This is a genomic window from Flammeovirga aprica JL-4 (genome assembly GCF_012844305.1).
GTDB lineage: Bacteria > Bacteroidota > Bacteroidia > Cytophagales > Flammeovirgaceae > Flammeovirga > Flammeovirga aprica.
The window spans coordinates 40,785-53,687 of the sequence record NZ_JABANE010000026.1; the positions used below are offsets into that span (position 1 = coordinate 40,785).

Annotated in this window: 8 protein-coding genes; 1 reads left to right on the plus strand and 7 read right to left on the minus strand. The window is 33.3% G+C overall.

Annotated elements, in window-relative coordinates:
- Positions 1-89: 89 nt before the first annotated feature.
- The 7 genes from HHU12_RS11660 to HHU12_RS11690 all read right to left on the minus strand — a co-directional run bounded on the left by HHU12_RS11660 (position 90) and on the right by HHU12_RS11690 (position 10,251).
- Positions 90-815: a helix-turn-helix domain-containing protein gene (locus HHU12_RS11660; protein ID WP_169656921.1), complete on the minus strand. Its 726-nt coding sequence runs from the start codon at positions 813-815 to the stop codon at positions 90-92.
- Between the two features lie 46 nt (positions 816-861).
- Positions 862-1,251, minus strand: coding sequence for a VOC family protein (locus HHU12_RS11665; protein WP_169656922.1), 390 nt, complete (start codon positions 1,249-1,251; stop codon positions 862-864).
- Between the two features lie 243 nt (positions 1,252-1,494).
- Positions 1,495-3,783, minus strand: a complete 2,289-nt coding sequence (gshAB, locus tag HHU12_RS11670; protein WP_169656923.1) for a bifunctional glutamate--cysteine ligase GshA/glutathione synthetase GshB — start codon at positions 3,781-3,783, stop codon at positions 1,495-1,497.
- Positions 3,784-3,790: 7 nt separating this feature from the next.
- Positions 3,791-5,119, minus strand: coding sequence for an MATE family efflux transporter (locus HHU12_RS11675; RefSeq protein ID WP_169656924.1), 1,329 nt, complete (start codon positions 5,117-5,119; stop codon positions 3,791-3,793).
- A gap of 369 nt (positions 5,120-5,488) precedes the next feature.
- Positions 5,489-5,905 (minus strand): hypothetical protein, encoded by a 417-nt coding sequence (locus tag HHU12_RS11680; protein WP_169656925.1) that lies wholly within the window; start codon positions 5,903-5,905, stop codon positions 5,489-5,491.
- A 152-nt stretch (positions 5,906-6,057) separates the two neighbouring features.
- Positions 6,058-9,729 carry an SbcC/MukB-like Walker B domain-containing protein gene (locus tag HHU12_RS11685; RefSeq protein ID WP_169656926.1) on the minus strand — a complete coding sequence of 1,224 codons (3,672 nt, stop codon included), beginning with the start codon at positions 9,727-9,729 and terminating at the stop codon, positions 6,058-6,060.
- Between the two features lie 99 nt (positions 9,730-9,828).
- On the minus strand, positions 9,829-10,251 hold the full coding sequence (locus HHU12_RS11690; protein ID WP_169656927.1) for a PH domain-containing protein: 423 nt from the start codon (positions 10,249-10,251) through the stop codon (positions 9,829-9,831).
- 340 nt (positions 10,252-10,591) lie between these two features.
- Here HHU12_RS11690 and HHU12_RS11695 point away from each other — a divergent pair, with 340 nt between their 5' ends.
- On the plus strand, positions 10,592-12,898 hold the full coding sequence (locus tag HHU12_RS11695; RefSeq protein ID WP_169656928.1) for a glycoside hydrolase family 3 N-terminal domain-containing protein: 2,307 nt from the start codon (positions 10,592-10,594) through the stop codon (positions 12,896-12,898).
- The last annotated feature ends 5 nt before the right edge of the window (positions 12,899-12,903 follow it).

A 12,903-nucleotide genomic window follows, 5' to 3' on the forward strand; every position in this document is an offset into this window, starting at 1 on the left:
AAAAAGTAGATTTGGCTAAAAACTCAAGAGTAAGAAATATAGAAAAAAGATGGTTCAAAACACAGGTCCAATCATGGTTATGTTAATGCTTATAACACTCTGAAATTATAATTAATTATCTGAGTTTTTCGGTCCGCCTTTTGGATTATTTTCTTAAAAGTTGAAGGGGTTTTACCGACAAAAAATTTAAACTCTTTGATGAAATGAGCTTGATCAAAATAGCCAGAGTCTAGCCCTACTTCAGTAAGGTCATCATTTTCATCAATCACACTACATAGAGATTTCCGAAACTTAATTAAGCGTTCTAGTTTTTTGGGAGAAATTCCAATGGCTTTTGAAAAGAGACGATTAAGAGAAGTGTAATTGGTATTATGTTTTTGACAAAAATGTTCTATTAAAATTGAATTGTCTCCTTTTCTATAATTCCAGTAAAATTCTTTCAATAGTTCTTGGTGCATTTTTTCCCTATATAAATTGGAAAGTAAACTTTCGAGATCTACTATAAAATTTCTTTCTGAAATTGTATCTATAACAATTGATACTATTGAGTTAATCACCTTCTTTACGTCAATAGTAAAGAAGGATTGAATGGCATAAGGGTAAAACCTCACTCCAATTAATTTTGTCCCTTTGGGATAGGAATAGGCAGACGGTTGTAAACTCAAACCTTCCAAATAAGGAGATTGTATTTCAATTTGATTTCTAAGAATGTGTGATCCATCAATTGGAATAATAAGGTTGAAATATTGACTTGGCGGATTGTAGATTTCTATATCTTCCTCATTATTCTCCAAAACCCAGATTCGTTCTATCAAATCTGGGTATTTGGAAGATTTATATGATTCTATTTTTATCAAAAATCTATGCTGCTACTAATTCCAATTTATTTCCATCAGGATCTAAAATAACACTTTCATAATAACCATCCCCTGTAATTCTGGGCTCTCCAAAAATTTCATAGCCCTTTTTTCTAAACTTCTCTGTCATTTCATCTACTTTCATTCGACTCCCAACAGAAAATGCTAAATGTGTAATACCCACTCTGTCTTCACTCCCAAGATGCTCTTTTAAACGATCATGATGCATAATTTCTAAACGAGTATTTTCTCCTTCCATAGAAAGGAAATAGGAAGAAAACCCTTTTTTAGGATTGATGTATTTCTCATTTGATGTCATGCTAAAGTAATGCATATAAAATGCTCTAAGGCGTTCTAAGTCTTTAGTCCAAATGGCAATATGTTCTATTTTCATCTTACTTTATGTTTAGTATGATGCAAATATAGAAAGTGAAGAATACAGGAAATTGTATATTTTAAACAACGAAATAAAAGTTACAAAAACAGGCACCATGACTGAAGGTCATGGGCTTTTGGGAAGCTATCCCTCTTTTCAACTGTAATTCATAATCAAAAGTTAATAAATGAGATATCTTCCCATAAGACCATAATTTCAATTATGGGTCTACGAAACATCTGCTTTCATTCGCCCTAGTACTTAATACCCCAAAGCATCCAAAACTTTAGCATTCAATCGTCTATTCTCTCCTTTATAAGGATAACAATGAATATGAATCGCCGGATTAAAGTTCATTTCTATAATAGCATAATTATCATCCGTAGCTTCTTCATTGATATCATCAATCATCATATCCAAACCCGTGATTTTGACATCCAATGCTTTTGCCGCTTCTACCGCAATCTTCTTATAAGAGTCAGGAATATCATCTGTATAATCAATACTGTCTCCTCCTGTAGAAATATTTGAATTCTCTCTTAAGTAAATGATTTGATCTTTTAATGGCACAAAATCAAAATCGTAACCTTGTGTCTTTAAAAACATCTCTTCTGCTTCACCAAGAGCAATTTTCTCTAAAGGCGTTTTATAACCTTTTCCCCTTAAAGGATCTTTGTTTTTCTCAATCACTAATTCTCTTACAGTAGATTTACCATCACCTTTCACATTAGCAGGTACTCGATGTAGAATACCTACCACTTCATCATTTATAATAAAGATTCGATATTCTTTTCCAGTCACAAACTCTTCAATCAAAATAGAATTCTCATGTTCAAAAGCGATTTCAATTGCTCTATCAAAAAGGGCTTTATCTTGATTTTCTTTTAAAATACTAATTCCTAACCCGAAATTGGTTGATTTTGGTTTGATCACAATTGACTGTCCTTCATAAAAAACAAAGTCACTTTTCGCTTTTTCTACAGAAGTGTATTGCTCTCCTTTTGGTGTTCTAATGCCAACATTTTCAATTACCTTTTTGGTCATGACTTTGTTTTCCATCATCAAAACACTCACATAATTGTCCAATGAAGTTCGAGTGGCTTGCATTACATACTCTTCTTTACCCAATCGATCCAATTTGATAAAGTTTTCTGTACGATCCATGATTTCAAAATTCACTCCTCTTAAGATCGACTCTCTTAATACCAATTGAGTGGACAATTCCATATCTTCTAAACCATGGAATTTGAATTGAACGCCTTCAGAAGCCTCTTTATACTCAATCGCTTTTTCCAAATGCCACTGAATATACTCCTTCCCTTGGATCTCTTTTAAAGTCTGACAAGAAGGACGTACTTTTCTATCTTCAGAAAGCATCATTAATTTTCTGAAAGTAGAAGCGTAATCTTTTGGAGCAAAAGCGACAAACATATCCAAAATCTCAGCTGTAAGGCTTTGAATGGCATCATTTAATTTCACTTTATGATCCTCTACAACAATTTGAGCATCCTCTGACAGACCTTCACTCGCTACGATTTCTTGGTTCATGGTAGCCTGAACTTGTTCCTCTTTTGTGATTTCCTTTCCCTCTTTATACAAACAGAAAAGCAAGAAAAGATGAATGATCTTCGCTGTATCTTCACTAATTCCAATTTTCTCATGAGGGTCTAGGTCCAACAATCGCACCTCTACATATTTCAGCTTTCCATTGACTTCTTTCAAACGAATGGGTGTGTAGTTTTCCTTATAACTATTCAATACTCCTTCCTCAATGGCTACATTAATACTGTTTTTATAATTCTTCATCGAACTATAATCCAACACCAAATCATCAATGTTCTTATAGCCACAAACTGTAGAACGCATTGAAATAGCATGATCAAAATGATGACTGTCTTTGGTTGCTTTTGGCAATTGATCAATACAACATTTCAAATAAGTATTATGCAAAGCGGGACTATTTCCTAATAAAGCAATCAAATACCATCTGTAACGAAGGAAGTTTCTAGTGATTTTCAGATATAATTCCTCTCTAAATTCCTCATAAGTCACATCTCCTTCATATTGCTGATATAAAAACTGAATGTTCTTATCTTCTAAAGAAAAGTTGTAATGAATACCTGAAAGCAACTGTTTCTTCTTACCGTATTTGGTCGCTAAGTGATTTCTATATTCCTCATTTTCTTTCCCTGCCTCACCAAAATCAGCAATTTTAATTTCATCTTCATTCTCTGGTAATTCTGGAGGCGTACTTTGAGGCCATAATAATTCATCCCCTAAATTTTCAGTCACTACATCATGTATGGTTTCCAAAAACCCAAGAGCTTCTTTTATACTTGGTAAAGGAGGCGTAATCATTTCCACCTGACTTTCTGAAAAATCAGTAGTGATATAAGGATGTGTTAATTTATTTCCAAAAACAGCAGGATGAGACGTAGTAGCCATTTTGCCGTCTTTTGTGATTCTAACGTTTTCTTTTTCTAAACCAAAGTTACCTTCAAAGATGCGTTCAGTTCTATTATCTTTTAATATGTTTTGTATCGTGTGCATAATTTTTTTAGTAAGTCGTTGAAAGGGTCATTTTTTTCTGAATGGAATAATACGCAACACTAAGGCTAATGGCTCTTAGAAGTGTACTGATGGCAATGGACATCCAAACACCATTAATTCCAAACAGCTGTTCTTGTGATAAATAAAGTGCCATTGGAACTCTGATCACCGTCATAGTGATATTAATAGAAGCTGGAATTTTCGTTTTCCCCAATCCATTAATGATTCCTGAAGTCACCATTTCTACCGTCATAAATACTTGAGATAAGCCTATAATTCTTAAATAACTTGCTCCAATTGCAACTGTTGTATCTTCAGTCACAAACCAGCGGACAAAGAATTCTGGAAAGCAATAGAAAAGTGTTCCCATTAATAAGCCCAATACTACAGCAATTTTGATCGCTGTCTGATAGCCTTCATGGACTCTATCATACGCTTTGGCTCCATAATTCTGTCCTGTAAATGAAAGCATTGCTCCCATCAAACCTCCAGTAATCATAAATGTCATGGACTCAATCTGTAAGCCGATTTTCTGTGCTGCAATGGCATCACTCCCCCATTGGGCTACGATTCTTGCCATGATAATTCCAATCAATGTAAAGACAATTCTTTGGATGGAAGTGGGGACTCCCAAACGTACCGTATTCGAGATTTCATCAAATGTCAATTCAAACCGCTCTTTTCCGAAGAAGTTTGTAAATGATCTTCTATAGAAAATAAGGAAAGAAATAAACTGAGAAATCACAGTAGCGATTCCGGCACCTATCACTCCAAAATCAAGTAAGAAAATGAAGATCGGGTCCAATATGATATTAATGACAACCCCAATCATGGTAATCTTCATGGGTGCTTTACTATCTCCTCTACTGTTACTGATTGAGGTAAATAGAAAGACTGCTTGTGAGAAGAAAAGGCCTAAACCTGCTACTTTTAAATAGGATACTGAAAGTTCTTCAACTGTATTATTATTTAAATTAAAGAAACCTATTAGATACTCTGGTATGGTCTGGATCAGGACAAGCATCAAAGTCACCACTGCACCTAACCCTATCAATGATTCCCTACTAATTTTTTCAGCTCTTCCATAGTTCTTGGCACCAATCTGCTGTGAAACAGAAATACCTGTTCCGAGTATAAAAACGGACGCAATGGCCCAACATAGTTGTAGGAAAAAGGCAGATGTTCCTACTGCCGCTACCGAATCACTACCCAATTTCCCGACCCATATCATGTCTGTAAAATTATAGGCAAACTGTAAAAATGAGGACGTAATAATCGGCAACGATAGGGTAATAATATTTTGAAATACATTACCCTTCGTTAAATCTTTTTTCATTAAACTTTTGATATGAAATCATTCAATCCAATGGCTGTTATAGTACAATAAATTTAAAATAAGTAGTTGCACATTTAAAATGGGGAGAAGTTGGATTATTATTTTTTAGTCTAATCAAGGCAGAATAGAAGAGCATAGCCAAAGTTACGTGATGATATTCTAACGAAGAATAGGCTAAAAAAGAAAATCCAAAACTTCCGGTTTTAATTGTACAACTGCTTAATCATGTACAAGATTACGCTTTTATCAATTTAATGAGATAAAAGGCTACAACCATACTTATATAATAGATGTATTGAATTTTGAATACTAAAAACAAGATATATACAATGTTAATTGCATTTATTTTTAGTCTATAATGGAAATAGTTTAAAGCAGTAGTCTACAAAGCCATATGATATAATGGCTGAATCTTTTGGATAAAAATGCTACTCTATAGTCTTTTACTTTCTTCTCATCCTTCTTTTCTTTTTGAAGCTTCTTTTGAGAAGCGATAACGGTAGTCGTATCATTATCGAATGCACTCAGAAATAAAGGACTAAATGGTGAGTGAATTGAGATCACGGTGTTCGCCAAAGGCTGACGGTCTTCTGGTAAGCAACATTGTGTTTGATTGCCTTGTGTTGAGATCTTTCTGATCTCTTTAATGATCTCAATCTTTGGAGTATTCTCTTTTATATTACAACACTTTTCCTTCTCCTTTTCGCTCATCAGCAAAAAGGTGATCATGCATGTGATAAATGCAATCGAAGTATTAGCGATATATAAAAATTTCTTACTCATCATTGAATAGGACGTAATATATGAAAAATGGTTCATATATAAATCGAAATTCAATTTTATTAACCATTGGGTAATTGATTAATTATTGGGTTGAGTGCATAGGTTGAAATCAATCATTACACATACAGCATTTGGGCAGACACATAGGTCTGCCCCTACGTGATATTGACGGTGCTTATTCCACCACTATGTTTAGTTACATTGATTTGCGTCCCTAGCCTTTCATTCAATGTTTTCACATGGGAAATCACACCAATCATTTTCCCATCGGTCTGTAAGGTATTCAATGCATAAATCACATCTTCTAACGTTGTTTCATCCAACGTTCCAAAACCTTCATCTATAAATAATGAATCGATCTGTACGTTTTTACTTGAAAGATCCGATAAACCTAATGCAAGTGACAAACTAATCATAAACTTCTCTCCACCGCTTGCTGTATCCACTGATCTATGCATATCCGCTAAATGATGATCAATCATTTCGAAGGTCAAGAAAGATTTAGGGATTGCATTCGCACCAAACTCAATTGGCTTCAGATTCAAAGTATATCTTTTATTCATTTTTGAAAGATGTCTATTGGCTAAAATCAATAGGTTTTTCAAGGTCAAATGCTGAGCAAATTTATTGAAGGAATCATTTGTGCCCCCCAAAGCGGATTTCAACCTTGACCATCTCAAATACTCCACTTCCTGTACACCAATTTTCTCTACTAATTCCGTTTGATCGTTTCGGAGCAATTGATCTTTTTCTAAAGTAGCTTTTGCTTCCCCTTTTTCTTCCAATATAGAAGCAAGCATTTTTTTATCGTCTTCTAGTTGAAGTACTAAATCATCCTCTTTTTCATGAATGTCAGCAAGCTTATTACTAATAATTGTCCTTTTTTCATCAAAAGCTCTTTGCCTTTCCTTCAACTGAATTTCTTCCCTAGTGATTTCATCTTTAATAGCTCTCAAATCTTTTAACTCCTCTTCAGAAATAGCTTTAGATTTGATTTCTGAGATATTCTCAAAATCAGATGACTTCAACCATTCATTAATAGATAATTCGAGTTCATTGATTTCAGAAGTAAGTACATTAATATCTTTCTGTGTAATTTCTTGTTTTGCTTCTAGTCCTTTCAGTTCCTTTTCCTCTGCAACTTTTTCCTTTTCAGACTTTTCTTTTTGAATCGTTTTCAACTGAAGTAAATCCTCAAACCTTTTATTTTCCTCTTGTAGATTTATTTCCCAAGATAAAATTTTACCCCTGTTTTTCTTCAGTTCATCAATTTTTAGAAATATACCATTCAGTTCTTCTTCTATTTTGATGCATTCATTTTGATCAGTTACTAGGACAGTCTGCTTTTCTTTTTCCAATACTTGATAACTTTCCACCTCACTCTTCAGTTTTTTCAACTTCTCTAAAGCATCCAAGTAGTTTTTACATTTTGTTTTAAAATCATTGAAAGTCAAGACCCAATCAGAATATTCATTTATCTCGTAATTGTATTTTTCTAACTGAACTTTAATCTTTGTTTTTGATTTCTCTATCGTCTCACTTAAGCTTTTAATTTCGACTTCAAGTATTTCAGTAGATTGATTGAGGTGATTTTTCTGCTCAGATAGTTTTGAGATTTCCAGGGCATTCAATTGCAACTTCTCTTGTAATGACTTTGCTTCCTTCACTGACTTTGAAATAGCTTCTTTCTCAATCTTCAGATCTTCAATTTTCTGAGTTTTAGTTTTGATTGATTGAAGAATGATTTCTAAATCATCATTCATACCCGAAGAAGCATTAATAGAAAAATCAAGTTGCAAAGTCTCAAAACTGATTTCATTCTCTGCCAGGTTTTCTTTTAATTTTATCAAATCACTCTCCTTATTTTTTATGGATTCAATAAGGCGGGTTTCCTCTAAAATCAATCCTTGTTCTTCTTTGGTAATTTCAGCTAATTCCTTTTCTCTTTTTACCAATTCACTTTCTTCAGTTTGAATCAAAGATATATCCTTATACTCCTCAACAAATGGATGTTCTTTTGATCCACAAAGTTTACAAGCCTCACCTTCCACTAATTTTTCACGCTCCTTTTCAAAAGATAAAATCTCTTTCTGTAACGATAAGATTTTGAACTGATCATCTAAACTTTGTTTCGCTATTTTTTTTCCTTCTGAAACCTTAAGAATATCATTAGTAACTAAAGTTTTTTGTTCAAGACATTCCTCAATAACTTTTTCTGTGTCAAGAATCTCCTTTTTTAATCTTTCATAACTTTGTGCAACCTTTAAAGCATTTTCTAATGCGTTTTTATTCGATTTTTGAACATCTAAAACCTCTAACTCTTCTAGTATATCTTTTTCAACCTCTTCATATCTGTCTGCTTGATTTTCTAATGATTCAAATTGTTTTTTTTCTTGAAGTTGAAGGTTTGATTTCTCTTCTAGTTTTAAGCTAACATCTTCAAGAGTTTCAGCAGCTGTTTTAAGTTTCTCACTATTCTTAATTTTTTGGTCAATTGCATTTTTCCAATCTAATGAAATCACACTCCATTCTTCAAAATGATGTTCTAATTCCTTATACTTTTCATTTTCAAGAACATACTCTTCACCAATACTCACTCTTTTTTCTAAAGCGGTGATACTTTCGGATAGCGTTTGAAGTTCTTTTTCTTTTATTTCAACTTGAGCCTTTTTCTTCTCAAAACTTAATTTAGACTTTTGTAATGACTTATTTTCAGCTTCAATTTCATTTTCAATTTTTTCAGCTTTCTGATAAATAGGTTTCCATTTTTCTACATCAAGTTTTGTCTCTTCTAAATCTTGAAAGCTCTCTTTAAAAAGAGCGTTGTATTTCTGTAAATTTCCCTGTGCTAATGTTATTGATTTAGACAATTCAGAGGATCTCAACTTCTTTTCTTGATGCTGATTTTCGCTTCTTTCCAACAGGTTAATTTTTTGAAAAACAGGAGCGAGCTTTTCTACTTCTGAAAGTTGTACTAAAAGAGTTTGATTGTTTTCTTTCTTCTCTTTAAATGCTTCGAAAGAAGTCTCTAATACTTCTTCTTCACTTTTCATTTCTTTTTGCTCCTCAAAAACAGCAACCTTTTCAGTTGTCTTTTTTATTTTCTGATTAAGTTCGAGTTCTAATGCAGGAAGTAATAATACTCTTTCCTCTAATTTTTTCTTATCATGATCACTAAGCAGGTGATCAGTATTGACTTTTGCTTTTAACTTTTCAAGTTTAATTTTTTCTGCAGAAACACGATTCTGGACTTCATACCCAATCTGCTTATAGATATCCTCTCCGGTGATTTCTTGAAGTAATTCTCCTTTTTTAACTTCTGAAGCATTCAGAAATGAAGCAAAGTCACCTTGAGCAATCAATACTGACTTACAAAATTGTTCGAAAGAAAGTTTGACAATATTTTTGATTTCATTTGTCATTTCTGTCTTTGAAGAAGCCACAATCTCCCCTTTTCTTTCCCCAGATTGAATACTTAGCTCATATTCATCCACAGGCTTCTTTCTTACTTTAAAAGTTTTAGTAAGAATTGACATTGACCTAAATGCAGAATAGATTATTCCTTCATTTTCAAAAGTCACACGCGTATAGCCTGCAATACTACCCTTTGAAACTACTTCATATATACTGGTTTTATTTAATCGAGCTACTTTTCCATATAAAGCAATTGTAATGGCATCAAGAATCGTTGATTTTCCAGAACCTGTCTTTCCTGTTATTGCAAAAAGATTGGTATCAAGAAATGCACTATCTTCAAAATCAATCACAATTGGAGTCTCAGATTTTAAAGAATTGATGTTTTGAAGTTCGATTTTTAGAATTTTCATTACCTATTTCAATTGGAGTGCTAAAATTAGCATGACAAAAAATGCTTCTCTGGAAGGAAAAGCACATAAAAATAGATAATTGTTAGGAGAAAGAATAATCTATTGAACAGACATTATTTTTTGGTCTACATCAATAGAAGGATTCAGCTCTAACAGTTTTTCTATAAATTCTATCTTGTTTTTTGGAGAAATCAACACATTGCTGTATTTGGTGTATCTGATATCCAATCGATCAAAAGACAAAGCTGGAGAACTCAATAAAGAATTGGTCTTTTTAACCTTCGAGATTGCATCAATCGGAATTTTGATATTGACTAATATTCCGCTTTTGACTTGTAGCATATTTCCATCAATAACATAGAAGGTATTCGAGAACACATGAACAACAAATGCAGTAAGAAGTCCAAACAATAACAGCATAAACCATTTGGCTGTAAATGCGAATAAAACTGTTGGTATTAGCATTGAGCCAATGGTGAAAATAGCTAGAGGATAATTGATTTTTGAATTGTATTTATTCATGTTTCTGTTTATTATTTTACTTCAAAATACAAATAATTAATTCATTATTCAATTTTAATTAGAATTATCATTTTTATCACTTAAAAACAAAATTATCACCTAAAAAAATCACTAAACCTCTATAACGTATTCAAAAACGAAACATCAATTAAAGTCTTAATTTTTTCAAGGTTTTAAAAAAGCAATTTTAAATTGATGAAATTATTACGACATTAACTCAGTCCCTTTACGTCATTATTACGAATTCATGAATTAAGCTAAACAACCAATAGGCTATAAACATAATATTAGGGTATAATTGTGTGAATGAAATGAATTACGTTATTAGTCTATTAAAAATATGAACAAACTTAAAATTCTAGCAGTGTTCTTTTTTGCAGGGATAGGATTATTACTTTTTTCAGCAAAAGAGAAAAATACTAATATTGAGGATGAGAAAATAGAGCAACTATTAAAACAAATGACATTAGAAGAGAAAGTGGGTCAAATGACTCAGGTTACTCTTGAAGTCATTTCCAAAGGAGAAGGACCTTTTAACATGGATAAGTCTTGGGCTTTAGATCAAAAAAAATTGGAAGATGTCCTGCTGAATTATCATGTAGGTTCTATTCTAAATACAGCAGGAGAAGTTAGAACCCCACAGGAATGGTATGAGGTAATTAAGCCAATTCAAGATGTTGCTGTAAATAACACAAGATTAAAAATTCCAGTACTTTATGGTATTGATGCCATTCATGGCATGTACAGTGCTGGTGCAACAATGTTTCCTCAAGAAGTAGCTATGGGTGCTGCCTGGAATCCTGAGTTAGTCAGAAAATCATCAGAAGTTATTGCGTATGAAACAAGAGCTTGCGGTATCCCTTGGACTTTCAACCCAACTTTGGATCTTGGTATTGACCCAAGATGGCCAAGAATGTGGGAATCTTATGGAGAAGATCCTTATCTACAATCTGTAATGGGTGTTGCTTCTGTGAAGGGTTATGAAGGTGCTGATGTAAGCGATCCTCATCAAGTTGCTTCATGTTTGAAGCATTATATTGGTTATGGTGCTCCTAGAAGTGGTAAAGACAGAACGCCAGCTTGGATTCCAGAGACTTTTTTAAGGGAATATTTCTTACCTCCTTTTGCCGCTGCTGTTAAGGCTGGTGCTAAAAGTATCATGGTCAACTCTGGTGAAATTAATGGGATGCCTGTTCATGCTAGCAAAAAACTATTAACGGATATTCTTAGAGGAGAATTGGGATTTGAAGGTGTAGTAGTTACTGACTGGTTTGATATCAATAATCTAGTAGAAAGACATCATATTGCGGCAACAAAAAAAGAAGCAGTGAAGAAAGCTATCCTTGCGGGAATCGACATGTCAATGGTGCCTTATGACGTTGAATTCAGCAAGGACCTTATTGCATTAGTGAAAGAAGGGGAAATTTCGGAAGAGAGAATTGACAGTTCTGTAAGACGTATTTTAAAAATGAAATATGAATTAGGCCTTTTTGAAAACCCGCTTACAGATTATAGAAAATACCCTGAATATGGAGGAGAAAAACATCATCAATTAGCGAGAGAATCAGCTCATGAAGCAATTACATTATTGAAAAATGAGAAAAGTATTCTCCCATTAAAAAAGGAAGCTAAAATCTTAGTCACTGGACCTAATGCCAACTCAATGAGAAGCTTAAATGGCGGTTGGACTTACACATGGCAAGGTGAGGCAACCAATAAACACGCCGCTGATCACAATACAATCGTTGAAGCATTACAAGCACAATCAAACAATATCATTTTCGAAGAAGGAGTTAAATATCCTGAGAACAACCCTGATTACAAAGTTGATGAAATAGTTGATATCCAGAAGGCTGTAACTGCCGCTAAGAAAGTAGATTATATCTTACTTTGCCTTGGAGAAAATTCTTATACTGAAAAACCTGGTGATTTAGATGACCTTACGCTTTCAGAAAATCAACTTCAGTTGGCACATGCAATGATTGCAACCAACAAACCTGTTATTTTAATTTTAAATGAAGGACGTCCTAGAATTATTTCTTCATTTGAAGATAAAGTAAAAGCAGTTGTACAATTGTATTTACCAGGAAACGAAGGTGGTAACGCATTAGCTGATATTCTTTATGGTAAAATCAATCCATCAGGCAAACTTCCTTATACTTACCCAAGATACGCTAATGATCTAGTGCCGTATTATCATAAATTCTCAGCTTCTACAGCACATACCGATGGTAATATCAACAATAATCATAAAATTAAAGCGCAATACGCTTTTGGCTTTGGTTTGAGTTACACAACTTTCAAATATGAAGATTTAAAACTTTCAAGTACTAAGATTTCAAGTGATGATGAACTGGAAGTAAGCGTGAAAGTAACGAACACAGGAGAAAGAGAAGGAAAAGAAGTCGTGCAATTATATACTACTGATTTAGTAGCTTCATTATCTCCATCTGTCAAAAGATTAAGAAGATTTGAAAAAGTAAACTTAAAAGCTGGAGAGTCCAAAACCATCACATTTAAGATCAACAAAACCGACCTTTCTTTTATTGGTCATGATAATAAGCCAGTGGTAGAAGCAGGTGAATTCATCATTTCAACAGGCAATCTTCAACAGAAATTTGAACTTCTGGACACAAAGCAACTCTAAAAATT